The following is a 26641-nucleotide window of genomic DNA, read 5'->3' on the forward strand; positions in this document are numbered from 1 at the left end:
GCTGCACGCCTGCAAGTCAGGGCCGCTGAAGGAGTGCGCTACCGGTGAAGGATGAGCGCGACTTCTCTGCGCCCCCGGTGAAGGCGTCAGCCTACCACCGGGTACATCTCAAAACAGCCGTAGAAAAACGCTACTAGCTGTTCGGACGAGAGCGAGACCGAGCATCCCGTGATCGATGCCGCCTTCGCGACGCTTCGCCGACATCGGATCCCGGCTCAAGCGATGAGCGAATGGGCCGCCCATATCAAATCGTCGATCTCACTCGAGCGAATGTGTGCCGTGGCACAAAGCGCCGCGGGTGGCGGCGCCCCGATCACCTAAGCTTTTTCTATTTGGATTCCGGCGATTCGAATAGCCACAGCCGGAACGGGAAGCGCGGAGGCCCTATGAAGGAAAAAAGCGAATCCGAACCATCCGCGCCCGAGAACGTGAGCGACGCCTCGCGCCGCCGCTTCCTTCGCGACAGCATCGCAACGGGAGCCGGAGCCCTACTGTTTCCCGCCGCCGGCGCCGTTCCCGACGCAGCTGCGGCTACCGCATCCGCCGAGCAACCGCGAGGCAAGCAGCCGAACTTCCTCATCTTGATGTGCGATGAAAACCGCTTTCCGCCGATTTACGAGTCGCGAGAGACCCAGGCTTTCCGTCAAACGTTCCTCAATACGCAGAACCTGATGCGCCGCCACGGAGTCGATTTTCTGCGGCACTACGCGGCATCGGTCGCGTGCTCGCCCAGCCGTGCATCGCTCTACACGGGCCAGTACCCCTCGCTGCACGGCGTCACGCAGACGACGGGCGCGGCCAAGGAATCGTTCGAACCGGACGTGTTCTGGCTAGACCCGAACGGCGTGCCGACGCTCGGCGATTACTTTCGCGCGGCGGGCTACTCGACGTACTGGCGCGGCAAATGGCACGCCTCGGACGCCGACATGCTGATTCCGGGCACGCACGATCAGCTCTTGAGTTACGACGCGACGAGCGGCGCTCCCGACAGCGCGGCGCAAGCGCTTTATACCAACGCCGATCGCCTCGACGCTTACGGTTTCAGCGGTTGGATCGGCCCCGAGCCGCACGGCAAGTCGCCACTCAACAGCGGCTCTTCGGTGCCTCCCGGCCAACAGGGGCGCGACGTCGGCTTCGCTCAGCAAGCCAAGCATCTGATCCAGCAGTTGGACCACGATCGCATCACCCAGCCCTGGGTCATCATGACGTCGTTCGTCAATCCGCACGACATCACGCTCTGGGGGCTGTGGGCGAACTTGGGCAAGGTCGCGGATTTCGATTTTTCCATTCAGCCCTACGTGCCCATCAATTTGTTCGACCGCGAACGATTCAGCCTATCGCAACACGACGACCTGTCGAAGAAGCCCTCGGCGCAGGCCTCCTATCAGGAAAGCTACAAACAATGGATGCAGCCGATCCTGAACGACCCCGCAACGCTCGAGCGCTACTTCCGCTACTACTATCAACTGCAGAAGAACGTCGACGATCAGATGATGACCGTCTTTCAGGCCCTGCTCGCCTCGAGATTCGCCGACAACACGATCGTCATCTTCACCTCCGACCATGGCGATCTTCTCGGCTCGCACGCCAACATGCATCAAAAGTGGTACACGGCTTACGACGAGGCGATCCGAGTCCCGTTGATCGTCTATAACCGGACGCTGTTTCCGAACCCTCGAACGGTCGACTCGCTGACGAGCCACGTGGATCTGCTGCCGACGCTGCTGGGGCTCGCCGGCATCGACCCCGAACCGCTTCGCAAACTACTGGCGGACGATCACTCCGATGCGCTGCCCCTGGTGGGGCGCAATCTTGCGCCGCTGGTGCTGGGCGAGGCGGCTCCCGCGAGCGTCAACGACCCGCTCTACTTCATGACCGACGACGATCCGAGCCGGGGGCTCAACCAGGACAACTGGACGGGGATCGGATACAACTCCGTCGTGCAACCGAATCATCTCGAGACGGTGATCGTTCGCCTCGCGGATGGGAAGGTATGGAAGTACACGCATTACTTCGACAATCCGCAGTTCTGGAGCACGCCGGGCAAACCTGGCGATACCGGCGATTCGAACTCCGCAAAGGTCGAAGACGTGGTGTTGCGTCAGGTGGCGAAGACACCCGATCCGCCGGCGTATCCCGGTGCGGACGTCGGTCCGCAAGCGATTCCGTACACGGTCACGGTCAAGTCGACGCCGCGCAACGACGAGTACGAGATGTACAACGTCACCGACGACCCGATGGAACTCGCCAATCTCTATGACGACGGGATTCATGGGACACAGCAGAGCCAGCTCGCGGCACTGCTGCAGCAGCAGCGATGCGTCAAACGGCAGGTGCCTCAGAGTGGCGATGTCCCGGGGCAGCCGACGTGCTAGCCGAGGCGGAATCGCACGAGCGCAATGCGTAATGCATTAGCGCCCAAAGCGCATCACAGTGCTGGTATTGGCCAGCACGTGGCCTTTGATCGCCGCGTGCAGCGCATCGCGAGTCAACCCGGCCGGGAGCGCAGCCGGCGGGAGATCGAGCGCATAGATCTGCACGAAATAGTGATGAGCGATCTCGCCTGCCGGCGGACACGGCCCCCGATAAGCCGCCTTTCCGCTGACGTTCAGGCCCAAATGCGCGCCGGCCGGAGGTTCTCCTCCCGCTGCAAGCGACGTCGTCGAAGCAGGAATACCGTACATCACCCAGTGCACGACGCCCATGCCCTGCGCAGCATCCGGATCGAAGATCGTGATCGCGAAGCTGCGGGTGCCGGCAGGCGCGTGGCTCCACTGCAATGCCGGCGACACATCGCCGCCGCCGCAATTGTTCTGACTCCCGGCATGACTTAAAGGAAGCGTGCCGCCGTCGGGCAGGCCAGGCGAAGTCAGTTCGAACGCTTGCGCGGCGAACACGGCCGCGCCGTGCAGCGACAGTACGCACAAACTCGCGCCGAGGAAATGCCGGATTGCATTTGCGTTGCTCGTCATCGCACACCTCCCTTTCGCCGGCTCTGCGTATTCGCGTACGCGAAGTACGAATGCGCTATCAGCTCGGCCGGCGGAACTCGTTTTCCACCCAGCTCGCCGCACTCGCTTTGCTGAGTTTGAAGTTAGCGGCTACCTGCACTTGGGCAAGCTGCTCCCCAAAGGCGTCGAGCGCGGTCAGCAGCGCATAAGGTTCGTCCTCGTCGGGGACGATGTCCAGCGTGATCTCCAGGTCCTCATCGCCCGTCGCCGCGGCCACTCTCACGCTCTTATGCAACTGTGCGCGCAGCTGCTGCTCGTGCCGGCGCAAGACCTCCGACGCCGTCTTCACCAGCGTGTTGAACGCCGAAACGTCGAGCGGCTTCGGATCCTTCTTGTTGCGGCCCATCGTCCACGGGCCGACCAGCGCGGGCTCCTGCTCTCCGTCTTTGATCATCTCGACGGCCCAGCCATCGTCGTCCTCGTTCTTGATCACGCGCGCGGTCCAGCCGCCGTCGCGCCATAGCCTGTCCTCGTGGATCGCTTCGGGCGTATCGGTCTCCGCTTCATGGCTTTCGGGCGCGTTATCGGAGATGAGATCGGCGGCGGAGTCGGTCGACGAAAGGGACGTATCGGTCATTGCGGGTTCGGAGATTTCGTGCGGCGCATTCAGCGCGATGCACGCAATTCTACCCGCCCGGCAAGGGACTAACGCGCCGGCCGTTCGGCGAACGCCATGCCGATCACGTCACCAATCGTATTTGGCGCTGGCCAGCACGGTTCGCTCGTTGCCGAATGCGCAGACGGCGTACGACTGGCAGCCGCTGACGTAACGCCGGTCGAAAAGATTTTCCGCAGTCAGTGAGAAACGCCAATCACGCGTGGCATAGTGCAGCGCCGCGTCGTACAGCGTGTAGCTCGGGATCGTCAACGAGTTGTCCGGCGCGCCCGCCAACGCGCTCTGGTAGCGGATCCCGCCACCGATACCGAATCCCGCGAGGGCGCCGGTATGCCAGGTCCAGTCGGCCCACAGCGACGCCATCTGGCGCGGCCGTGCGATGTCGACGGGCCAGTGGTTCAGCGACACGTCGTTCGCCTGCACGTTCTTCACGTCTTGATAGATGTATGACGCGATGATCGACAGCTCGCGCGTCACGTTTCCGACCGCGCTCAGCTCGATGCCGCGCGAACGCACCTCGCCCGTCTGCACGGAGGACGTGCCCGTCGGATCGAGATTCGCCGGCGCCGGCGTCACGACGTTCGTCTGGTTGATTTGGTAGGCGGCCGCGCTCAACATCAAGTTCTTGCCGAGCGGCTGCCAGCGCAGGCCTGCCTCGATCTGCTTGCCGCGCGTCGGCTGGGGCAGTCCGCCACCGAACATCTTCACGCCGATCACCGGATTGAACGACGTCGCATAGCTGACGTACGGCGACAGACCGTAGTCGCCGCGATAGGTGAGCCCGACGCGGCCAGAGAACGCGCTGACGTCCTGTTTCGTCTGCGTGCCGGCCTCGCGGTCGTCCTGGCGCATGTCGACCCAATCTTCGCGGCCGCCGAACGTCAAGGTCCAGCGGTTCCATTCGATCTGGTCTTGCGCGTAGGTACCGACCGTATTCATCGCCGTATACAGATCGGAGTGGCCCAGCGACGTCGGGCCCGAGAAGATCGCGGTCGTGACCGGCGTGTAGACCGGATCGTAAAGATTCAGCCCCGGCGCCAGCGCGAGCCACTCGCTGTCGGTCGTCGTCTGCCGGTTGTACTGGAAGCCGAGCAGAACCGTATGCTCGAGCGGCCCCGTACCGAAACGTGCCTGTGCATTGTTGTCGATGTCGAAGCGGCTGTAGTTCATCTGGAACAGCCCCGCGTAACGCGTTATATCGGTCGTGCTGCCCGGGGCGAGGCCCTCGCCGAACACCGATGCATCGTCAAGCGACAGGTGCATCCACCGAACGCTCTGGCGCAACGTCCACGTCGAATCGAGGTTGTGCGAGAACTGGTAGCCGAGCGACCACTGCTTCTTCCGGTAGTCGTTGAATGTCGGATCGCCGGTGTAGACGTCATGCGTGAGTTGCCCGTTAGGGTTCGGCAGTACGGTACCCTGCGCGGGCAGGAAGTTGTGCGCAAAGTCGTTTCGGTCCTGCAGGTAGGTCGCAGTGAGCGTCAACGAGGTGTCGGCATCGGGCCGCCAGCGCAGCGAAGGGGCAAGCGCGACACGGCGGTCCCCATTCGGGCCGGTCAGTGCGTTGCCGTCGCGGGCAACGCCGACGAAGCGATACGCGTACACGCCGTCAGGGTCGAGTTTGTCGCCGATGTCGAGCATCGTCTCCTTGCGCGCGTAGTTGCCGATCTGCACGCCGGCCTCGCGCACGCGCTCGCCGTCGGCCAGCTTCGTCTGCGCATCGACGATCGCGCCCGGATCGCCCGCACCATACAGCACCGACGTCGGCCCCCTCAAAACAGTAATGCTATCGATCATGTACGGGTCGACGCGCCAATCCGCGATGGTCGTCGTATTCGGCGCTTGCAAACCGTCGACGAACAGCGTGGGCTTGAAGCCTCGCAGCGCTGCGTACAGGTCGGAGCGATTGTCGGATCCATACGATGCGAAGCCCGGCAGATAGCGCAGTGCCTGGTTAAGGTCTGTCGAGCCGGTCATCTCGATCTGCTGTCCGGTGACGACGTTGATCGTTTGAGGGATCTCGGTGATCGGCGTATCGGTCTTCGTGCCCGTCGCGGTGCGTTTGCCGACTAGGCCTACCGATGGCGCGTTCGCCGGGCCGTTCACCACGATCTCCGGCAACACGGCACCCGTCGTTGCTTGCGCCACGTCCGCCGGTTGCGCCGCCTGCGCGTATGCATGGCCGGCGGCCGTTGCGCAAAATATCGCGCCGGCGGCGATCGCACAGCTGGGGGGATTTTGTAATTTCATGAGTTTCGATACGGGCTTCGTTTTTATTGAATGCTTTCATGCGTACAGCGAGCGCGGCCTTATGCAGGCGCGCCGCCGCAGGCAAGCGTTGGCGTGAGACCCGAGGCACGGACGGACACCGCCCCTATATCGACACTGCGGCGGCCGACTTGAGGCGGAAGACGTTGCGATCGAGGCAGCGCTACACTGATCACATCCTCGATCGAATACCGAAACTGATTAAAATGATCGACAGATTTGACGTCCTGGCGGCCTCTGCAACCTGTCGTCGCCGTCGAATCGGCGAATACGCCAAAGCAGCCACAATAGCATGGCAACACATCCTGAATATTGAAGGGCCAGTGGGGGCGACGATGGGCAGAGTCACACCGATTAGCACACAAACGCAGCGGCAAAGTTCGACAACGGCGAGCAACGAACCCGCCTCGAATAAATCGGCGAGCACCTTCATAGACAACCGGCCGCAAGCAACGGCCCAGAGACAACTGCAAGAACTGTCGGACAACAGTCCCAAAACCCGGCAACTTCGAATGTTGCGCCAGTTGGTTCAAACCGGGCGTCCTGCACAGCGCGTTGCGCAAAATGCGGAACGGCCGAACGGCAACGGTCTCGAATCGGAGATTCGATCCGCATCCGGCACGGTGCAATTGGTGCCGTTCAAGCCCGAAAGCGCAGCAAAAACACTGACGGCAACCGTAAATCCCGGCGGTTGGCCGGCCGGCGGAACCTTTACTCACACCTCCAACCCGTTGGGCTATCCTACAACTGCGGCCACCAAGGCACGGGACAATAAGGGCGGCGGCTCCGTGACATCAAACATAGAACCGAACGGCATGAAAAAATGGCACGGGAAGAAATTGCTGCCCGATCCCACCCCGGGCAAAGGCAGTCAAGCGCTAACCAAAATGCATGCCATTAACTCGCACTTATATGGTCCAAACGACGAGTCGAATATTTTGTTGGGCTCGGCGAGCGCAAATGACAAGCATAGCGATGAAGTGGAAGAGCCGATAAAAAACTATTTAAAGAAGAAAAACCGCGCAGTTCACTATTCCGTCGCCGTAACCTATGGTCATCCCGGCTTCGTCAACTCGCCGGCGCACGCGGCACTGACATCGACCGAACAGACAGAATTTGCCAACTGGAAAAATCACGCGATCGCTCACACAATAAATTGCCAGGCGATTTATTATCAAAAGAGCTCGGCGGGATGGGAAGCTTCGGCGCCCGAGACGCATGCCATCGACGCATTGACGACCGATCACAAGAAAATCGGGGGATACCGTGCCGCCAAGAAGCAGAAAGTAGAAAAATACGAAAAAAAGAGAACAAAGCGAAAGATGAAAAATACCGCCCTCTACCAAGGCATCGTCGAGGCGTTGATCGGATTAGGTGGTGGCACCCCCCAGACTGTCAAAAAATACATCGACGCAAACCACCTGGGATCCTGGACTCCCCTTGGAATCAGGAATATGATGGTGGAAATGAAAGGCAAGGCACTGCTGTTACATTCAGGTGGCAAATACCAGATAAACAAGAGAACCTAACCACACGTTGGAATAAGAGCATAAAATGAAACATGCCACACCTTACGCTTGAATATTCGGACAACCTTCCGCAGTTTGATATCGATGGCATGTTGCTCGACTTGAATAAGACGCTCGTTGCGTCCGGCTACTTCGACGAAATCGACATCAAGAGCCGCGCCGTGCGACTCGGCACGTTTCTCGTCGGAACCGAAGTTGAAGGTCGGGGTTTTGTACACGTCAAGCTAGCCCTGTTGAGCGGACGATCGACAGAAGCGAAACGCGCACTCTCTGAGAGCCTGCTTCGGGTGCTCGAACATGCTCAAGAGCCGACTGATGGCGTGCATGTGCAGCTTTGCGTCGAGATACAGGAGATCGATCGGGAGACGTACGTCAAGGCGAGCATTGCGCCATAGCCGCCCCGTAGCAAAGGCATCCCAGCCTTCGCACTGCGGAGAAGGGCTGCTCGCTACCAAACAGAGCAAATGGCGCTTATGGGTACCGTTGAACGGCGACCGAGGCCGGCCATCAGCAGCCGTTGCGGGCTATATCCATTCGCTCCGAGCGCTGAAGTTGAAACGGTTGGCGAAGATGATGACGGCTGACACCGCGAAATCGGCTGGATCTCGGATCTGGCCAACCGCCCGTTGACTGACGGCTGGCGTCGGAAGGAAAGCCTCAAACGTCCTTCATCAAACGAAGCGCGTCATAGATGGCCGCGTGCGTGTTTCGCGCGGACACGGCATCACCGATCCGATAGAGCGAAAACAGGCCATTCGGGTTTCGGTCGACAGTCTGAGGCTTCCCCGCGATAAGCGCGTCATAGTCGAGCGCACCGAGGTTCCGAGACCGTGGCTTCAATTCGAAATAGAGTTCGTCCGACGGCACCGTCCCGTGATTGACGATGATTTGATCGTAACGCCGCTCTTCGCGGGCCTCGACATAATCACTGCCGATGATCGCAACCAACCCGTCGCCTTCGCGGCGGACGGCTTCGAGCGTATAGGCAACCGTGAATCTTGCATTCAGCTTCTGCAGCGATCGCATGTACGGCACCAGATTCATGCTCATCACTTCCGGCGAAAACGTGCGATCACGCGTCATGATCTCGACACGCCCGCCTGCACCGGCTATCGTTTCCGCCGCTTGCAACGCGGCATGGTCGCCCGCATCGTCGTAAATCAGGACGTTCGCCCCGGACTTGACCTCGCCGGAAATGATCTCCCACGTCGACACCAAGTGTTCGTTGCCTTCGCGCAGGATGTCGACGTGCGGCACGCCGCCGGTCGCGATCACAACGACATCCGGACGCTCGCGTGCGACGACCTCCGCATCCGCCCACGTTTCGAATAGGAAACGCACCCCCAGCCTCTCGCATTGCGACATGCGCCAGTCGATGATGCCCATCATCTCCTTGCGGCGCGGGAGCCGCGCCGTCAAGCGAATCTGGCCGCCCGGCGCCCCGGCCGCCTCCAACACGACGACCTCGTGTCCTCGCTCCCCGGCCACGCGTGCGGCTTCGAGCCCTGCGGGCCCCGCACCGACGATTACGATCTTGCGTTTCGCGGGTGCGGGCGCAATCGAATGGGGCATCGTCAATTCGCGGCCGGTCGCTGCGTTATGAATGCAGAACGCGGCACCACCTTGATAGATCCGGTCGATGCAGTAGTTGGCGCCCACGCATGGCCGGATGTCATGCTCCCCTCTCTCGACGATCTTGCGCACGATATGCGGATCGGTCATGTGCGCGCGGGTCATGCCGACCATGTCGACTTTGCCTGACTCGATCGCATAGCGCGCCGTCGCCACGTCCTGAATCCGGGCGGCATGAAAGGTCGGGAAATCCGTCGCCCGCCGAATCTCGCCGGCAAATTCGAGGTGAGGCGCGCTCTTCATGCCCATGATCGGGATGATGTCGGTCAAGCCCGCGTCCGTCTCGAGATGCCCGCGGATCACATTGAGGAAGTCCACGAGCCCGCTGTCCTTCAGTCGCCTTGATATTTCGATGCCTTCATCCCGCGTGATGCCGCCCGCGATGATTTCATCCGCCGTATAACGGATTCCTACCACGAAGGCATCGCCTACCCGTTGCCGGATCGCCCGCAGTACGTCGAACGTGAAGCGCAGACGGTTGTCGAGCGCCCCTCCGTAAGGGGCGTCCAGCGTGTTGGTCAGCGGCGACCAAAATTGATCCATCAGGTGTCCGTACGCTTCGAGCTCCAACCCGTCGAGTCCGGCCGCCTTCACGCGTTCCGCGGCATCCGCATAGTCTTTGACGATGCGCTCGATATCCCAGTCCTCCACTTTTTTCGGGAATGCCCGATGTGCGGGTTCGCGGTGGTGAGAAGGCGACACGGCCGGCAACCATTCGGCTTTGTCCCACCGTGTGCGACGTCCGAGATGAGTCAACTGGATCATCACCTTGGCGCCATGCTCGTGACATGCGTCCGCCAGATCCCGCATCCATGGTACGACTTCGTCTTTGTAGATCAGGATGTTGTTGAAAACCGGCGGGCTGTCCTTCGAGATCGAAGCCGATCCGGCAGTCATCGTCAGCGCGATGCCGGCTTTGGCCCGCTCGACGTGATACGCGCGGTAGCGCTCCTTCGGCATGCCATCGTCCGCATACGCCGGCTCGTGTGCCGTAGTCATGATTCGATTGCGGAACGTCAGATGTTTGAGCGTGTACGGCTGCAGAAGGGCATCGCTGGACATGGAATCGTCTCCGGACTTGTTGCGATGTTGGATCGCCTGTTTGTCCGATCAAGATTACGAGTCATGTACAGTACTGTCAAGTTAATGTTCATCGATGTTCATTGACTAGCGCGCGCACGACCGAGCGAAAATTGGCATCATCCGATGCGATGGCGCAACGCTGGCGCCAGAATGACGCGCCGGCTGCCCGGCCAATCTGACGAAATAAAGGCTCGACTTGATAGAACACACGAACGCCGATGAGGCGCGCGGCTCGCCGGAACGATGGCTCGAGTGCGCCTATGAGTGTCTGCTCGAAGGAGGCGTCGAGTCGGTACGCATTCTCCCCCTTGCGAAAAAGCTCAATCTGTCGCGGACGAGCTTCTATTGGTTTTTCAAGGACCGGGAAGCCTTGCTGGACGCGCTGTTGAACCGATGGAAGTCAAAGAACACGGATAACTGGATCCGGCAAACCGAAGCCTACGCAGAGAGCGTCTGCGAGGCGGTGTTGAATGTGTTCGACTGCTGGTTCGACGATTCGATTTTCGACTCTCGCCATGAAGCGGCGATCCGGAGCTGGGCGCAGCAATCTCCGGCAATTGCGGACGAAATCGCGGACGCCGACGCGAAGCGTATTGGGGCATTGACCAGGCTCTTCGAACGATTCGGCTACGAGCCGCTCACGGCCGACGTGCGGGCTCGCGCCATGTATCTCGTGCAGCTCGGCTATGTGTCGATGAAAACTCGGGAAGAGATGCCGGAGCGCATGATGCGCATTGCGGAGTACGTTGAAATCTTCACAGGGCGCCGAGCGAAGAATCGCGAACTGCAGCGTTTTTTTGCTCGCCGTGGCGTACCGGAATTTCAGTACTCACGGGTCGATTGAGCACCATGGGCCATGTCTGAGAGACACTGTTCGTAAGACGCCGCCCGCTATCGTGCTAGATTTTAGCTGGATCATGCTAGAATCTAGCACATGACAAAGCTCGGCGACGCCCTCTTCTCCAGCGCGCAGCAACCCATCTTGGCATGCCTGTTCGGGCGGCCCGAACAATGGTTTCACGTCCAAGAGTTGATTCGACTGACCAACCTCGGCAGCGCCACCGTCCAACGCGAATTAAATCGTCTCGAAAAGGGCGGTCTCATCGAAACGCGACGCATCGCAAACCTCAAACAGGTGCGCGCCTACGAAGGCAGCCCCGTTTTCGATGAGCTGCGTCTCATTATTCTCAAGACCTTCGGGGTCGTTGAAATTCTCCGAGAAGCGCTATCGCAGCTGGCTTCCGACATCAGGCTCGCCTTTGTGTACGGATCGGTGGCTCAAGGCAGTGACCGCGCCAGCAGCGATATCGACGTCATGTTGATCAGTGAAACCCTCAGCTATGGGCAAATCATGGCCGCGCTCGGGCCGGCTGAAACGCAGCTAGGCCGCGCAGTACAGATTACCCAGTACACTCTCGATGAATTCCTGGAGCGAAAGCGCAAAAGCCATCCCTTCGTTGCGGAAGTGCTGCGGCAGCCGAAGCTGATGGTCATAGGTACAGAGGATGACATCGACGATATTGGATAACCTAGTACGCATTGGAAAACTGAAGCCTTCCCGCCGAACAGCAGCGAGTTTGAGCATTTGCTCGGCCTCGCCCGAACCTTGCTAGGGACGGTCACGACTAGCGGCACAATGGCGACGGAGAGCCAGTTCATCCTCGCTTACGATGCGGCTCACGCGGCGTCGCGCGCCGCTTTGCGCGCTCACGGATACCGATGCGACGATCGGTACCTCGTCTTTCAGTGTCTCGAACACACCATCGGCTGGCCAACCGAAAAATGGCACGTGCTCGACAACTGTCACCGCAGGCGCAATGCGGCCGAATACGAAGGCAATATCGATCTTCCGGCGAGTCTGACTGCGGAGTTGGTTCGGCTCACGGCCGAACTCATCGACACGGTATCCGGACTCGAACATCTGCTGCCGCGTTGACCGCAAGTCGAGCTATCAAGTTGTGCACAATTGAAATGCCGATCTCACGGTAGCCATTTCCGCAACGCTTCCCACGCCCTTAATTTCTCGGCATAAGTCACGGCCGCATAGGCAGGACTACTCGACGGTAGCTTAACGAGGTCCAGCGATAGCCGGCTTTCCGCCAACGCCTGCATCCCGATCTTCGCCGCCGTTCCGCCGTTGAACGCAACCGCCGCAAGATTCGGCAACGCGGCCACGAGCGCGGCGAGATCATTCGTCGCATGATCGCGAATGCGGCTATCGAGGCTGCCTTCCCTTTTCGCCTCCGCGATCACATCCCACAGCCCCACGCGATGATCGAGCAGCGCCTGCAGCCGCGCCTCGTACTCCATGCTCGGCAGCGCTACGCCAACCACGTCCCCGATCAAATGCCAGAACCGATTTTGCGGATGCGCGTAATACCGGCTTTGTGCGAGCGACGCCTCGCCGGGCAAACTGCCGAGCACGAGAACACGAACGCCCTCGTTCACGACGGGCGCAAACGAACGCTTGAACGTCACGACGATGACGACGACGAGGGCGACCGTGCCGAACGCGGCTCGAGCGGCGCGCGCTCCGTCGCACGCCCGGGCCCATGCCCGGCATGCGAAGGCCGCGCGGGACGGCCGCCCCGGTCGTGAGGAAGATGAAGATATTGAACGGAGGGAGCGCCGCCCCGCTCCTCGGCCCCGCGCACCGCGGCAAGATGCGCCCACAACGCGGGCAGCATGCACTCGGTCACCATGAGCGGCGCACCGTGCCGCACGAACACCGACCGGCGCGCAAGCAGCGCATGCGGTGCATGCCCTGCAATCTGGCGCCGCGCGAGCACCGCGAGCGGATGCCGCGGCCCAAGACGGGTACTGACGAGCACCGAGCGCGCGACGGTGCTGTCGGCATACAGCAACTCGGCGAGCGGCCGCGTCTTGAGCCGCCGCATCGCCTGCCAGACGCTTCGGCTCGCCGCGAGCGGCGCGATGCTATGCGCGGCGACGAACGGCACGCCGTCCACCTCGAGGACGACCTCCCGCACCCACACGCGCATGCGCGGCGCCACGCGCAACGCGGCGCACTCGTCGGGCCACGCGCAATCGACAGCCTCGCGCGTCACGCGTACCCGCACATCGCCCAGCGCACGTAAATGCGCCGTCAGCGAACCGCCGCGCGTCAGCCAGTCCTGCTGATCGAACGTCGACACGGGCCTTTGAACCGCGCGCCAAGCGCGGCTCGCGGCGTCGTAACGAAGACGCGCGGCGCGCATCACCGCGCGAGCAGGAGCGCGTTGGTGCGCTTCACGAAGCTCGCCGGATCCTCGAGCGTGCCACCCTCGGCCAGCACCGCCTGGTCGAACAGCAAATAGCACCAGTCGGCGAAGTCGCCGTGCTCCGTCGAAAGCGCCTTCACGAGCGCATGCTCGGGATTGATTTCGAGGATGGGATGAAACTCGGGCGTGTTCTGCCCGGCCGCCTTCAGCATGCGCTGCAGATAGCCGGTCATTTCGCCGTCGTCGGCCACGAGACACGACGGCGAATCGGTAAGCCGGAACGTCAGGCGAACATCCTTCGCCTTGTCCTTGAGCACGTCCTTCATCTTCTCGACGAGCGGCTTCAACGTCTCGCCGACTGCTTCGTGCGCCTTCTTCTCCTCATCGTCGAATGCATTGATGTCGAGATCGCCGCGCGCCACGCTCGCGAGCGGCTTGCCGTCGAATTCGGTGAAATACGCCAGCGCCCATTCGTCGACGCGATCCGTCAACAAGAGCACTTCAATGCCCTTCTTGCGGAACACCTCGAGATGCGGGCTGTTCTTCGCGGCTAGCCACGCGTCGGCCGTGACGTAGTAGATCTTCGTCTGCTCGGGCTTCATGCGCGCAACGTAATCGGCAAGCGCTACCGTCTGCTCGGCCGAATCGGTATGCGTCGAGGCAAATCGCACGAGCTTGCCGATGCGATCGCGATTGGTGAAATCCTCGCCGAGGCCTTCCTTAAGCGCCTGGCCGAATTCCTTCCAGAACGTCGCATACTTGGCCTTGCCTTCTTCCGTTTCGGCGTTCGCCATCTCTTCGAGCATCGACAGCACACGCTTGGTCACGCCCTCGCGGATCGCCTTGACGTCGCGGCTTTCCTGCAAGATTTCGCGCGAGACGTTCAGCGGCAAGTCGGCCGAATCGACGACGCCCTTCACGAAGCGCAGATACGGCGGCAGCAGCTGCTCGGCGTCGTCCATGATGAAGACGCGCTTCACGTAGAGCTTGAGGCCGCTGCGATGGTCGCGATTCCACAGATCGAACGGCGCGCGCGCGGGCACATACAGCAGCTGCGTGTACTCGCTGCGGCCTTCGACGCGGTTGTGGGTCCACGCGAGCGGATCCTGCTCGTCGTGCGCCAGGTGGTGATAGAACTGCTTGTACTGCTCGTCTTCGATTTCACTCTTCGGACGAGTCCAGAGCGCGCTGGCCTGATTGACGGTTTCGTCCTCGTCCTTGACGATCATCTCGCCCTTCTCCGCATCCCATTCCTCTTGCTTCATGAGGATCGGCAGCGCCACGTGGTCCGAGTATTTGCGGATGATCGACTGGAGCCGGTGCGACGACAGCAGCTCGTCTTCCTCGGCGCGCAGATGCAGCGTGATCGTCGTGCCACGCTGAGCACGCTCGATCGTCTCGACCGAGAAATCGCCCTCGCCCGCGCTGATCCAGCGCACGCCTTCCGAGGCCGGCAATCCGGCGCGACGCGTTTCGACGGTGATTTTGTCGGCGACGATGAAGCCCGAGTAGAAGCCCACGCCGAACTGGCCGATCAGCGCCGCATCCTTTTGCTGATCGCCCGACAGCTGTGAGAAGAACTCCTTCGTACCCGAGCGCGCGATCGTGCCGAGGTGCGAAACGGCTTCCTCGCGGCTCATGCCGATGCCGTTGTCGTCGATCGTGATCGTGCGCGCGTCCTTGTCGAACGCGACGCGGATGCGCAGGTTCGGATCGTTCTCGTAGAGCCCGCTATTCGCGATCGCTTCGAAGCGCAGCTTGTCCGCGGCATCGGACGCGTTCGAGATCAGCTCGCGCAGGAAAATTTCCTTGTTGCTGTAGAGCGAATGGATCATCAGTTGCAGAAGCTGCTTGACCTCTGCCTGAAAGCTCATGGTTTCTTGTGCCATGGTCTCGAGTTCCTTTGCGTACGGTTACGGTTCGTAGAGATGAAGATGACGGATAAGCGACATCGGCGATGCGCGCGCCTGCCTCGGCCTGGGCGGACGGCGCAGCGCTCGGCGGTCCCTCAAATGGGGACGCCCGCCGGGCCTTTCAAGGGCCGCGCGAAGCGGTGCTGCGCTTCGATGTAATCGGCCAGAAAGCCGGGTAGCGCGGGATCGCCGCAGTTCGCGACGTTGAAGCGCATCCAAGTGGTGGGCGATTGATGCGGAGAAAACAAACTGCCCGGCGCGAGCAAGAATCCGGCCTCCTGCCCCGCCGCGGCGAACGCATCGGCGTCGACGCCGGCATCGGCCCAGAGGAACATGCCGGAAGCCGGCATCGAAAACAGCGAAAATCCCGCTTGTTCGAGCATGCGCGCGGCCTGGTCGCGCACGCCGTCAAGCCGCGCGCGCAACCGCTCGACGTACCGCCGGTAATGGCCCTCGGTCAAAATCTTGTAGAGCAGGCGCTCGTTGAGTTCGGGCGTGGCCATGCCGATCAGCACCTTCTGATCGGCGATCGCCTGTGCCACCTCGGGTGCGCACGCCACGAACCCGACGCGCAGATTCCCGGTGAGCGTCTTCGAGAAACTGCCCAGGTAGATCACGCGCCCGAGCTGATCGAGCGTCGCGAGCCGCGTGACCGGGTGGCTCGGCGGACACAGATCGCAATAAATGTCGTCTTCCACCACGACGAAATCGTACTCCTCGGCCAAGCGCAGAATGCGAAAGGCCTGCGCGGGCGAGAGCGAGGTGCCCGTCGGGTTCTGCAGAACCGAGTTGATCACGAGCATTTTCGGCCGCCACGTCTTGACCAGCTCTTCGAGCGCATCGAGGTCGGGCCCGGCAGGCGTGTAAGGCATGCCGACGAGCCGCGCGCCCTGCGCGGCGAACCGGCCGAACATCTGGAACCAGGCGGGATCGCCCACTATCACGGCATCGCCGGCCTGCACATACAGGCGCGCGATGAGATCGATCGCCTGCGTGATCCCGGAAGTGAGCACGATCTGCTCGGGCGAGGCGCCGATCTCCAATTCCTCGAGCCGCGTCTGCAATTGCTGCCGCAGCGGCAAAAAACCTTGAGCCGTTCCGGCGCCGAGCCACTGCCCACCGCTTTGCCGCGCCAGCGTGCGCAGGGCGGACACCATCAGTTCGCCGTCGAGCCAGGCGTTCGGCAGATAGCCGAGACCGGGCCCTTTTTCCGGCGCGCCCGTGTTCAGGGTATTGCGCACGAGCCAGACGACATCGATCGGGCGCTGGGCCGCGGCAGCCGGCGCCGTGCTCGGCTGCGCCCCGCCCCGCTCGCGGACATAAAACCCTGAGCCGCGGCGCGATTCGAGATAACCCTGCGCGACGAGCCGCTCGTAAGCCTCGACGACGGTGAAGCGCGACACGCCCTTGTCCTGTGCCAGCTTACGGATCGACGGCATGCGCATGCCGGACCGAAACACGCGCTCCTCGATGCGGCGCCGTGCCCACTGCACGAGCTGCTCGACGAGCGTGAGCGACGAAGCGCCGTGCGGCGCGGGAATTTGATCGAGGGCGGTGGACATGACGGCGACGAACTGTACCGAGAAGTATCGCGTCGATTGTACCGTTACTGTGCCGGCCATGCCGATTAAAGTGATTGCTCGTTCCAATCGATCGGAGCCGCTCGGGTGTTTGGAACTAACGCCCCGGCGACGCTATCCGTGCAACGTCCTTCATACCAATGAAAAACGCCTCCGCGCTCGAACTCGACCACCTCGTCGTGGCCGCCCGCAGCCTCGAAGAAGGCGCCGGCTTCATCGCCGATACCCTCGGCGTCGAACCGACGGCCGGCGGCGTCCACGCCGCCATGGGCACGCATAATCGGCTGCTCGGCCTCTGGGGCGGCGCTTATCTCGAGGTCATCGCGATCGACCCGTCCGCCGAATGCGAGCGCGCGGGCGACACGGACGCCCGCCCCCGCTGGTTCGCGCTCGACGACGCGGCGATGCGCGCGCGGCTCGAGCGCGGCCCCTACCTGGCGCACTGGGTTGCGCGCGTGCCGCGGCCCAAGGATCTCGGCCGCTGGCAAGCCCAGTATCCGGCGCGCATCGCGAGCGTCATGCCGATGGCGCGCGGCGACCTGACCTGGCGGCTGACGGTGCCCCCGGACGGCGCCTTCCCGAGCTGGCAAGGCGCCGGCGACGGCATCGTGCCGACGTTGATCCAGTGGGACACCGTCGCGCACCCCAGTGCGCGGCTGCCGCAAACCGGCCTCGCGCTCAAATCGCTCAAAGCGCGTCACCCGCGCGCGGACGAGGTGCGCGCCCAGCTCGAATGGCTCGGCGCGGCCCACCTGATCGAATGGGAGAGCGCCGGCGACGGCATCGCGGCGCTCACGGCCGAAATCGAAACACCGGCCGGCGTGCGCACGCTCGCGTAAGCCGTAGGCCCCCCGCCCCCAGGAGAGTTTTTCAATGATGAAGTCGCATGAAACGCAGGGCATGCTGCTCGGGCTCGTCGGCGTGATCATCTTCAGCCTGACGCTGCCGATGACGCACGTCGTCGTGCAGGAGTTCAACCCGGTGCTCAACGGCTTGGGCCGGGCGCTCGCGGCTTCGGTCCCCGCCGCGGCCCTGCTCGCCTGGCGCCGCGAGCGCCGGCCCACCCGCGCCCAGGTCAAGCAGCTGGCCGTGACGGCGCTCGGCGTCATCATCGCGTTTCCGGTCTTTTCGGCCTGGGCCATGAAGACGGTGCCCGCCTCCCACGGCGCGCTCGTGAACGGCCTGCAGCCTCTGTTCGTCGCCATCTACGCGGCCTGGCTCGCGCACGAACGTCCGTCGCCCGCGTTTTGGGCAAGCGCGGCCGTCGGCAGCGCCCTCGTCATCGGCTATGCCTTGCACGCCGGAGGCGGCGCGCTCCAAGCGGGCGATCTGTTCATGCTCGCGGCGGTCGCCGTCGGCGCGCTCGGCTATGCCGAGGGTGCACGCGTCGCGAGGGAGCTCGGGGGCTGGCAGACGATCTGCTGGGCGCTCGTCCTCGCCGCTCCGGTGCTCGTCGTGCCCGTCGCCTGGCTCGGCTGGCACCAGCATCTGGCGCATCCGGCGCCGTTTGCGCCGCGTACCTGGCTCGCGTTCGGCTACGTCACGCTGTTCTCGCAATTCATAGGATTTTTCGCCTGGTACGCGGGGCTGGCGAAAGGTGGAATCGCACGAGTGGGACAAGTTCAGCTATTACAGATATTCTTCACGATCGCATTCGCCTCGTTGTTTTTCGGCGAAACGGTCGCGCCATCGACATGGCTGTTCGCCGCGGCCGTCATCGCCACCGTGATGCTCGGCCGCAAGGCGGCCGTCCGGATGGGTACGACACCAACACAGGCACCCGCAACGGGACGACTCGCGCGATAATCGCGCTTCTCGTCTCGAAACATTACCCGTGTTTCGGTATCGACGACGGAACCCAACTCAACCACCATCGAGGACTAAGGAGACGTTTCATGGATCACAGCGATCTGCCGCATACGAACTGGCGCATTTCCGAGCGCGCACGCAAACTCACGAGCTCAGCCATCCGCGAGATCCTGAAAGTCACCGAACGGCCCGAAGTCATCTCGTTCGCGGGCGGCCTGCCCTCGCCGGTGACGTTCCCGATCGAGCGCCTGCGCGAAGCCTGCGATCGCGTGACGCGCGACGCTCCGTCCGCAGCCTTCCAATACAGCGCGACCGAAGGCTACATGCCGCTGCGCGAATGGGTGGCCGCGCGCTTTTCGAAGAACGGCGTCACGATCCGCCCGAGCCAGGTGCTCATCGTCACGGGCTCGCAGCAAGCGCTCGACTTGCTCGGCAAGGTCCTGATCGACCCGGCGAGCCCCGTGCTCGTGGAAACGCCGACCTACCTCGGCGCGCTGCAATCGTTCTCGATGTACGAGCCGCGCTACGTGCAGGTGCCGACCGACGAGCACGGCCTGATCCCCGAGGGGCTCACGCCTGCGCTGACCGAAGACGCGCGGCTGCTGTACGCGCAGCCGAACTTCCAGAACCCGACCGGACGCCGCCTGCCGCTCGAGCGCCGCCGCGCGCTGGCCGAGTTCGCGCGCACGAGCCCGTTCCCCGTGATCGAAGACGATCCGTACGGTGCGCTCGACTACGCCGGCGATCCGCTGCCGACGCTGCTGTCGATGGCGCCCGATCACATCGTGCACTGCGGCTCGTTCTCGAAGGTGCTCGCGCCGGGTCTGCGCCTAGGCTACATCATCGCCCCCGAGGAGCTGCACTTCAAATTCGTGCAGGCGAAGCAAGCCACCGATCTGCATACGCCCAGCTTCACGCAGCGTATCGTGCACGAAGTGGTCAAGGACGGCTTCCTCGACGAGCACATCCCGACGATCCGGGCCCTGTATCGCGATCAGTGCGAGGCCATGCTGTCGGCGCTCGAGCGCCACATGCCCGAAGGCGTGACGTGGAACCGCCCCGAAGGCGGCATGTTCGTCTGGGCAAGCCTGCCCAAGCACATCGACACGATGAAGCTGCTCGAAGCGGCCATTGCCGAAAACGTCGCGTTCGTTCCGGGCGCCCCGTTCTACGCGAACGATGCCGACCAGAGCGCGCTGCGCCTGTCGTTCGTCACCGTGCCGCCCGCGCGCATCGACGAAGGCGTTGCGCGCTTGGCCAAGCTGATCCGCGAGCGCCTGTAACCGCTTGCCGCCCGCCGCGTGCCCGGCCCACTCACGGGCCATGGCACGCGGCGGGGCTGCGGCTCGCGGCATGGGCCACCGATTCTTTCAACCGCATCCCTTTCCCACGTTCAAGGAACCGTCATGGCAAATCACAACGTTTACGACCAGCTCAAGGCAATGGGCATCGAGCTGCCCGCCACCGGCGCGCCGGCCGCGGCCTACGTCATGGCCGCGCAGACGGGCAACACCGTCTTCCTGTCGGGCCATATCGCGAAGAAGGACGGCAAGCCGTGGGCCGGCAAGCTCGGCGCGAACATGACCACCGAGGAAGGCAAGGCCGCCGCCCGCTCGATTGCCATCGACCTGCTCGCCACGCTGCACGCGCATACGGGCGACCTGAACCGCGTCAAGCGCATCGTCAAGGTGATGAGCCTCGTGAATTCGACGCTCGAGTTCACCGAGCAGCATCTCGTGACGAACGGCGCATCGGAGCTGTTCGGGGAAGTCTTCGGCGATGCCGGCAAGCATGCGCGCTCCGCATTCGGTGTCGCACAAATTCCGCTTGGCGCGTGCGTCGAGATCGAGCTGATCGCCGAAGTCGCTTAACTTTTCAACTTCCACCCAAGCACAGGAACGTGTCGATGAACGCCCGCCCGGTCCGCTTCAAGCAGGTCGACGTGTTCTCGGAGGTGCCGTTCAAGGGCAATGCACTGGCCGTCGTGTTCGATGCCGACGGCATGACCGACGACCAGATGCAAGCGATCGCCCGTTGGACGAACCTCTCGGAGACGACGTTCGTTTGCCGGCCGAGTGCCCCCGAGGCCGACTACCTGGTGCGCCTCTTTACGCCCGCGTACGAGTTGCCGTTCGCCGGTCATCCGACGCTCGGCACCGCGCACGCGCTGCTCGACGGTGGTTACCGGCCCCGGCAGCCGGGCCGCCTCGTCCAGCAATGCGGGGTCGGGCTCGTCGAAGTCGCCGTTCACGGCAGCGGCTCGATGGCATTCGTCGCGCCGCCCGCGCGCATCGAGCCGCTCGATGCCGATCAGTTGCAGGCACTGAAAGCCGCGCTGCGCAGCGATGAGATCGATTTCGACGATATCCCGCCTTGTTGCATCGACAACGGCGTGCCGTGGCTGGCAATCGGCGTCAAGTCGCCGCAGGCTTGCGTTTCGATGGTGCTCGATGCCGCCGCGGTGTCGCAGATAGTGCGAAAAACGGGTATGTCCGGCCTCGCCTTCTATGCATCGCACGCACCGAACGGCCCGGCGACGCTCGAAGTGCGCTGCATCGTCGTCGAAGGCGACGGCCCCCTCTACGAAGATCCGGCCACCGGCAGCGCCAACGCGGGCCTCGCCAGCCTGTTCGCGTCGCGCGAGCGCCGCCCGGCCTCGCGCTACACCGTGCGCCAAGGCACGGCCATCGGGCGCGAAGGCCGCGTGACGGTCGAATACGACGACAGCGGCAAGATCTGGATCGGCGGCACCTCGATCACGATCGTCGACGGTACGTTCCAGCGCCCTAGCCCCTAGGCAGCCGCTGCTCCCCCTCTTGCGCTTGGGCCGCTCCGGCTCGCCTTCCACGCGAGCGCCACTACGGTTCGTTGTAGAGTCCAAGGCGTTTTCATCTTCTTTCCACTCAGCGGAATACCCATTGCGCCTACCCGGCTTGGGCGGACCCGCGCCCGCGCATGCGATATCCCAGCGCCGCATCCGGTCCGCGCCCCGCCCGACGCCGCCCATGCAAGGCTCGCCACGACGGCGTTCTGTGCGAAACGGGAATACCATTGCCGAAATCGTGCCCGGTGCGGAGAACGTTTACCCGATAAACGGACGCTATCTTAATTTTTATCCATTCAGTAATATCCTCGATGAGGAACGTCTGCTTTATTCGAAGCCGCCCCAATCACTCACTGCCCCGATGAATTTCGCCAGGCTTCACTCCACGAGAGACACCCGCACGCGGTCGAACGCCGCGGGCTCCCGCCGTCGCGCGCTGATCGCGATCCCGGTGCTGGGCGTGCTCGTGCTTGCGCTGCTGTGGACGGTGATCTCGGCGCGGCTGTCGGTCGAGCGCGACTCGACCTACCGCGAGGCGACGGCCTCGGCCGCGATCCTGTCGGCCGCGCTCGAGCAGCACACGGTCAAGGCCATCCACCAAGTCGACCAGATCACACGTTTCGTCAAGTACGAGTACGAAAAGAGTCCGGACCACTTCGATTTGGCGAGTACGGTCGAAAAAGGCGTCGTGCAAAGCGACACGCTCGTGCAAGTTGCGCTCATCAACGAGCACGGCATCCTGACCGCGAGCACGGCGGAGCCCAACCCGACCCCGATCGACCTGTCCGATCGCGAGCACTTCAAAGTGCACGAGCACGAGAACGACGACCAGCTCTACATCAGCAAGCCTGTGCTCGGACGCGTCTCGCATCAATGGACGCTGCAGATGACGCGCCGCTTGAACCATCCCGACGGATCGTTCGCGGGGGTGGTGGTGGTCTCGGAAGATCCGAGCTACTTCACGAGCGACTTCTACAACAACGCGGCGATCGGCAAGGACGGCGTGATCGCGGTCATCTCGGACAACGGTGCCGTGCTCGCGCGCCGCACGGGCGTGGCGCGCGACCCCGCCGGCGCGTTCTCGGCCAGCGGGACCTACCCGATCTCCGAGCATGTCTCGGGCACGATGATCGACCCGATCGACCACGTCAAACGCATCGTCTCGTACCGGCACATCGACGGCTATCAGATGGGCGTGCTGGTCGGGCTCTCGCAGGCCGAAGAGTTCGCCGACTACAACCATACGCGCAACGTCTACCTGCTGATGGCCGGTTTCATCTCGCTCGCGATGCTCGGCTTCTTCGCCGTCGCGACGGGGCTCATCGGCAAGCTGCTCGGCCGCGAGCGCGAGATGACGCATCTGGTCGAGTACGATTTGCTCACCGGCTTGCGCAATCGCTACGCCACGATGCAAAGCCTGCGTCAGGATGTCGGCGATCCTGGCAACGTCGGACGGCTCGCCATCCTGTTCATCGACCTCGACAACTTCAAGACGGTGAACGACACGCTCGGACACAACGCGGGCGACATCGTCTTGCAGATGACGGCCTCGCGCTTGTCCGACGCCGTCGGTGCGGCGGGCGTGCTGTCGCGCATCGGCGGCGACGAGTTCGTCGTCGTGCTCAAAGGCGGCGACGTCGAACGGCAGGCGGTTCAGCTCGCCGAGAACGTCCGCGAAATCTTCGAGCATCCGTTCGACGTGCGCGGCACGTCGTTCGTGCTGCACGCGAGCATCGGCATCGCCCTGTACTCGGTCGGAAGCGAAAGCGAGATCGACCTGCTCAAGAAAGCCGACCTCGCGATGTACAGCGCCAAGGACGCCGGCAAGAACTGCTACCAGTTCTATTCGCCGCACCTCTCGCACCGCGCCGACCATCTCATGCAGTGGGAGCAGCAGTTGCGCGTCGCGCTGGCCGAAGGCCAGCTCTTCCTCGTCTATCAGCCGAAGATCGACCTCGCGCGCCGCTGCATCACGGGCTTCGAAGCGCTCGCGCGGTGGAATCATCCGCAGCAAGGCGTCATCTCCGCGAGCGAGTTCATCCCTGTGGCGGAATCGACGGGCCTGATCGTGCCGATCGGCGACTTCGTCATCGAAACGGCCTGCCGCCAGCTGGCCGCGTGGCAGCGCGACGGCTACGAATCGCTTTCGCTGGCGGTCAATATTTCGGCTGTGCAATTCTGGCGCGGCGACCTTTACGAAACGATTTCGCGCGCCATCGAGGAGACGGGCATCCCCGCCCATCGGCTCGAGCTCGAAATCACCGAGACGGCGATGATGGAGTACCCCGAGCTCGTCTCGGAAAAAATCGTCGCGCTGAAGCGGCTCGGCGTCGGGATCGCCCTCGACGATTTCGGGACCGGATACTCCTCGCTGTCGTACTTGAACCGTTTCTCGGTCGATACGCTCAAAGTCGACCGCTCGTTCGTACAGGCGATTCCGGCCGACCGCAGCGTGTGCGTGATGGTGTCGGCGATCGTCAATCTGGCACGTTCGCTCGGCCTCACCGTTGTCGTCGAAGGCACGGAAACGGAAGAGCAGATCGCGTGGCTGTCGGCGCTCGGCAATATCCAGGCACAAGGCTTCCTGTTCTCGCGCCCCGTGCCCGCAGACGGCATCCCCGCGCTGCTCGAGCGCTTCGGGGTATGCGATACTCAACAGCCGTTCGGTGCGCACGGCAAGAGCCAGAAGAACACGAGCAAACAATCGGCATGAGTGAAGTCGGCGCATTGGCGCTTGACACTAGAGCGAACGGAAGGACCGACCGATGGGCGAAGCGAGCACGCGCGACAGACGCGCTTCGCGAGACTTGCGTAGTCGTAGTGCCCCGACCTCCAAGGAGGAGGCGCGACCCGCGCCGGACCGCCATGCCGGGCCCGAACCCCTATGGACGTTGTTCCGCGTCGTCTTCGCGCTGTCGGCGCTGTCATGGGGTGGGCTCGCGCTGATGGCGCAGCTCGAACTCCATTACGTCGTGCGCGAGCGGCGCTTCACGCAAGTTCAATATTCCGATTTCGTTGCGCTGGCCTGGATGACGCCGGGGGCCGTAGGCTGCGGCGTCGCCGCGCAAGTGGGCTACGCGCTGCGCGGCCGCATCGGCGCCTGCGTTGCCGGCGCCGCGTCGGTGCTGCCGTTCTTCTGCACGATGACGGCCTTGGCGACGTTCTATCATGCGTCGTTCATTCACGCGCTCGCCGCGCCCGGCCTCATCGATCATTTCGCCGTCGTGCTCGCGGTGCTGATCGGCGTCACGTGGTATCGGCAAACGCGCGCGCTCGTGCACGCACCGCTCGAGTGGGCCGCAGCCGCGATCGCTTGTGTCGTGCTGCTGACGATGCACAGCACGGCGTCGTTCGTGCTGCTGCTGACCGGCTCCTTCGCGGCAGGCTGGATCACGAGTCCCGAGCGCGACGGGAAGCTCGAAGTCTCGCTCGGGCTGACCGACAAACTACTCGTGCTCGCGGTGCTTGCGTTGATTGCGCTGTTCGCGATTCCATTGCCGCCCGAGCTTGCCGCGCGTCTGATCTGGCCGCGCCTCGCAGGCGCGGGCATGACGCTGTTCGGCGGCGGCTTTTCGGCGCTGCCCGTGCTCAAGGCGTTGTTCGAAACCCCCGAAGTCGGCATCAACGCACGCGAGTTCACGCTCGCTTTCGCGCTCTCGCCCGTCTCGCCCGGCCCGCTGCTGAACGTCCTTCCGTTTCTCGGCTATCTGATCCAAGGCTGGGTAGGCGCCGTCGCGGCAACGTGTTCGCTGTTCGTGCCTGCGGGCATACTGATCGTATTCGCGCGCCGTCACTTGCATCGCCTCGAGACGAACGCGCGCTTCGAGCACGGCATGCGCGTGCTGCGCGCATCGACGACGGCGTTTTTATTGACGGCCGTCGTGCATATCGGCGAGCACATCCCCCATGAACCGGCCCACCTCCTGACCGCCGCTTTCGCGCTCGTCTGCCTCGCGCGGCTCAGAGTGCCCGTCTATGCCGTCTACGCCATCGTCGCCGCGGTGTACGGCAGCGCACACCTGTTCGGCTACGCGTAGCCGAGCACGCCGATCAGCGCGCCGGCCGCGATCAGCCACAGCGGATTGAATCTCGTGCTCACCCCGACGGCGACAGTGGCGATCGTCAATGCAATTGCGGCCGCGGAATGATCGGCGCCCTGCGCGAGAATAGCGCCCGTCGCCATCAGCAAGCCGATCGTCACGGGCGCGAGCGCGCGCCGAAACACGGTCATCCAGCGGGTATCGCGATGCGCGCCCGTGTAATGCTCGAACAACAGCGCGAACACCGACGAAGGGCCGCACATTGCCAGCGTCGAGACGATCGCCCCCGCCAAGCCCGCGACCTGCCAGCCGAACAACGCGACGAACAGCACGTTCGGCCCCGGCGAGGCTTGAGAAATCGCGAACAGCGCGGTGAACGTCGTGTCGTTGATCCAATGGTTCTCGACCACGAGAAAGCGATGCATCTCCGGAATCACAGCCGTCGCACCGCCGAATGCGATCGCCGACACGAGCGCGAAACGCCACGCGAGCTCGAAGAGAATCATCGATGAACCCTCCACTCGACGAGCAGCGCGGAAGGAATCAGCACGAGCATCGCCCAGCCAAGCGGAAGATGAAGGATGCCGACGGCGGTGAGCGACAGGAGCCCGAAAACGAGCCCACGGACCGTACGCGGCTGACTCTGCGCGAGCTTGATCGCCGTCATCAGCACGAGCCCCGCGGCGACGGCCATCATGCCGCGCAGCGCGCCTTGAACGGCCGGCAGCGCGCCGAAGCGATGGTAGAGTGCGCCGAGCACGAGCACGATGACGAACGGTGCAGCCATCAAGCCGGTGGCCGCGGCGAGGGAGCCGCGCCAGCCGCATTGCCGGTAGCCGACGATGACGGCGATATTGCAGATGTTAGGACCAGGGAGGATCTGCCCGATCGCGAGCAGTTCGGCGAATTCGCGATCGTCCAGCCAGCGGCGCCGCTCGACGAGCACGCGCCGCGCCCACGGCATGACCCCGCCGAAGCCGTAGAGGCTCATTTCGCCGAATGCGCGGAACAGCTCCGAGGGTGTGATGCGCGGCGAATGCTGCGTCCCGCCGTGCACGTCCGTGGGTGAATCCGAGGGGGTCATCGTCCGATTACCCGTAAAGCCTCAAGTATCG

23 protein-coding genes are annotated in these 26641 nt (G+C 63.2%); 13 read left to right on the forward strand and 10 right to left on the reverse strand.

Going from position 1 to position 26641, the window contains the following annotated elements; all coding sequences use genetic code 11:
- The first annotated feature begins 386 nt into the window (after window positions 1-386).
- Window positions 387-2375 carry a sulfatase-like hydrolase/transferase gene (locus tag DWV00_RS23220; protein WP_115535962.1) on the forward strand — a complete coding sequence of 663 codons (1989 nt, stop codon included), beginning with the start codon at window positions 387-389 and terminating at the stop codon, window positions 2373-2375.
- A 36-nt stretch (window positions 2376-2411) separates the two neighbouring features.
- Here the strand turns inward: DWV00_RS23220 and DWV00_RS23225 are convergent, their stop codons facing one another.
- The 3 genes from DWV00_RS23225 to DWV00_RS23235 all read right to left on the reverse strand — a co-directional run bounded on the left by DWV00_RS23225 (window position 2412) and on the right by DWV00_RS23235 (window position 5877).
- Window positions 2412-2972: a YbhB/YbcL family Raf kinase inhibitor-like protein gene (locus tag DWV00_RS23225; protein ID WP_115535963.1), complete on the reverse strand. Its 561-nt coding sequence runs from the start codon at window positions 2970-2972 to the stop codon at window positions 2412-2414.
- Between the two features lie 58 nt (window positions 2973-3030).
- Complete coding sequence (locus tag DWV00_RS23230; protein WP_115535964.1) at window positions 3031-3588, reverse strand: hypothetical protein; 558 nt, start codon at window positions 3586-3588, stop codon at window positions 3031-3033.
- 108 nt (window positions 3589-3696) lie between these two features.
- A complete protein-coding gene (locus DWV00_RS23235) occupies window positions 3697-5877 on the reverse strand; it encodes a TonB-dependent siderophore receptor (RefSeq protein ID WP_115535965.1) in 2181 nt (726 codons plus the stop codon).
- 38 nt (window positions 5878-5915) lie between these two features.
- Between DWV00_RS23235 and DWV00_RS33765 the strand changes: the two genes are divergently transcribed.
- Both DWV00_RS33765 and DWV00_RS23245 read left to right on the forward strand, forming a co-directional pair.
- Window positions 5916-7424, forward strand: a complete 1509-nt coding sequence (locus DWV00_RS33765; RefSeq protein ID WP_147297963.1) for a FlxA-like family protein — start codon at window positions 5916-5918, stop codon at window positions 7422-7424.
- Window positions 7425-7456: 32 nt separating this feature from the next.
- The gene (locus DWV00_RS23245) at window positions 7457-7819 is read left to right on the forward strand and encodes a 5-carboxymethyl-2-hydroxymuconate Delta-isomerase (RefSeq protein WP_115535967.1); all 363 of its coding nucleotides are present in this window, start codon (window positions 7457-7459) and stop codon (window positions 7817-7819) included.
- A 262-nt stretch (window positions 7820-8081) separates the two neighbouring features.
- Here DWV00_RS23245 and DWV00_RS23250 read toward each other — a convergent pair whose 3' ends face one another.
- Complete coding sequence (locus DWV00_RS23250; RefSeq protein WP_115535968.1) at window positions 8082-10118, reverse strand: NADH:flavin oxidoreductase; 2037 nt, start codon at window positions 10116-10118, stop codon at window positions 8082-8084.
- Between the two features lie 217 nt (window positions 10119-10335).
- On the opposite strand from DWV00_RS23250, the gene DWV00_RS23255 reads away from it, so the two are divergent.
- The 3 genes from DWV00_RS23255 (at window position 10336) to DWV00_RS23265 (ending at window position 12075) form a co-directional block, all read left to right on the forward strand.
- Entirely contained in the window at window positions 10336-10983 is a 648-nt protein-coding gene (locus tag DWV00_RS23255; protein ID WP_245964999.1) for a TetR/AcrR family transcriptional regulator, read from the forward strand.
- Between the two features lie 90 nt (window positions 10984-11073).
- Window positions 11074-11667 (forward strand): nucleotidyltransferase domain-containing protein, encoded by a 594-nt coding sequence (locus DWV00_RS23260; protein WP_115535969.1) that lies wholly within the window; start codon window positions 11074-11076, stop codon window positions 11665-11667.
- 108 nt (window positions 11668-11775) lie between these two features.
- Entirely contained in the window at window positions 11776-12075 is a 300-nt protein-coding gene (locus DWV00_RS23265) for a hypothetical protein (RefSeq protein WP_245965000.1), read from the forward strand.
- Window positions 12076-12119: 44 nt separating this feature from the next.
- Here DWV00_RS23265 and DWV00_RS23270 read toward each other — a convergent pair whose 3' ends face one another.
- From DWV00_RS23270 to DWV00_RS23285, 4 genes are all read right to left on the reverse strand, one after another.
- Window positions 12120-12617 (reverse strand): DNA-deoxyinosine glycosylase, encoded by a 498-nt coding sequence (locus DWV00_RS23270; protein WP_115535970.1) that lies wholly within the window; start codon window positions 12615-12617, stop codon window positions 12120-12122.
- Complete coding sequence (locus DWV00_RS23275; RefSeq protein ID WP_115535971.1) at window positions 12614-13357, reverse strand: chorismate--pyruvate lyase family protein; 744 nt, start codon at window positions 13355-13357, stop codon at window positions 12614-12616. The genes DWV00_RS23270 and DWV00_RS23275 overlap by 4 nt, the downstream gene beginning before the upstream one ends.
- A complete protein-coding gene (gene htpG / locus DWV00_RS23280) occupies window positions 13357-15249 on the reverse strand; it encodes a molecular chaperone HtpG (protein WP_115535972.1) in 1893 nt (630 codons plus the stop codon). The genes DWV00_RS23275 and htpG overlap by 1 nt, the downstream gene beginning before the upstream one ends.
- Before the next feature lie 119 nt (window positions 15250-15368).
- A complete protein-coding gene (locus DWV00_RS23285; protein ID WP_115536074.1) occupies window positions 15369-16835 on the reverse strand; it encodes an aminotransferase-like domain-containing protein in 1467 nt (488 codons plus the stop codon).
- Window positions 16836-16993: 158 nt separating this feature from the next.
- Between DWV00_RS23285 and DWV00_RS23290 the strand changes: the two genes are divergently transcribed.
- From DWV00_RS23290 to DWV00_RS23320, 7 genes are all read left to right on the forward strand, one after another.
- Entirely contained in the window at window positions 16994-17692 is a 699-nt protein-coding gene (locus DWV00_RS23290) for a VOC family protein (protein ID WP_115535973.1), read from the forward strand.
- 37 nt (window positions 17693-17729) lie between these two features.
- The gene (locus DWV00_RS23295) at window positions 17730-18659 is read left to right on the forward strand and encodes a DMT family transporter (RefSeq protein ID WP_115535974.1); all 930 of its coding nucleotides are present in this window, start codon (window positions 17730-17732) and stop codon (window positions 18657-18659) included.
- An 89-nt stretch (window positions 18660-18748) separates the two neighbouring features.
- Window positions 18749-19945 carry an aminotransferase-like domain-containing protein gene (locus tag DWV00_RS23300; RefSeq protein ID WP_115535975.1) on the forward strand — a complete coding sequence of 399 codons (1197 nt, stop codon included), beginning with the start codon at window positions 18749-18751 and terminating at the stop codon, window positions 19943-19945.
- Between the two features lie 123 nt (window positions 19946-20068).
- Complete coding sequence (locus DWV00_RS23305; RefSeq protein ID WP_115535976.1) at window positions 20069-20533, forward strand: RidA family protein; 465 nt, start codon at window positions 20069-20071, stop codon at window positions 20531-20533.
- A 35-nt stretch (window positions 20534-20568) separates the two neighbouring features.
- Window positions 20569-21459, forward strand: coding sequence for a PhzF family phenazine biosynthesis protein (locus DWV00_RS23310; RefSeq protein ID WP_115535977.1), 891 nt, complete (start codon window positions 20569-20571; stop codon window positions 21457-21459).
- A 388-nt stretch (window positions 21460-21847) separates the two neighbouring features.
- Entirely contained in the window at window positions 21848-24199 is a 2352-nt protein-coding gene (locus DWV00_RS23315; protein ID WP_115535978.1) for a bifunctional diguanylate cyclase/phosphodiesterase, read from the forward strand.
- Between the two features lie 52 nt (window positions 24200-24251).
- Complete coding sequence (locus DWV00_RS23320) at window positions 24252-25523, forward strand: chromate transporter (RefSeq protein WP_115535979.1); 1272 nt, start codon at window positions 24252-24254, stop codon at window positions 25521-25523.
- Here DWV00_RS23320 and DWV00_RS23325 read toward each other — a convergent pair.
- The gene (locus DWV00_RS23325) at window positions 25514-26032 is read right to left on the reverse strand and encodes a chromate transporter (protein WP_115535980.1); all 519 of its coding nucleotides are present in this window, start codon (window positions 26030-26032) and stop codon (window positions 25514-25516) included. The genes DWV00_RS23320 and DWV00_RS23325 overlap by 10 nt on opposite strands.
- A complete protein-coding gene (locus DWV00_RS23330) occupies window positions 26029-26610 on the reverse strand; it encodes a chromate transporter (RefSeq protein ID WP_115535981.1) in 582 nt (193 codons plus the stop codon). The genes DWV00_RS23325 and DWV00_RS23330 overlap by 4 nt, the downstream gene beginning before the upstream one ends.
- Window positions 26611-26641: the final 31 nt, after the last annotated feature.

This window comes from Trinickia dinghuensis (genome assembly GCF_003367175.1).
Taxonomy (GTDB): Bacteria; Pseudomonadota; Gammaproteobacteria; order Burkholderiales; family Burkholderiaceae; genus Trinickia; species Trinickia dinghuensis.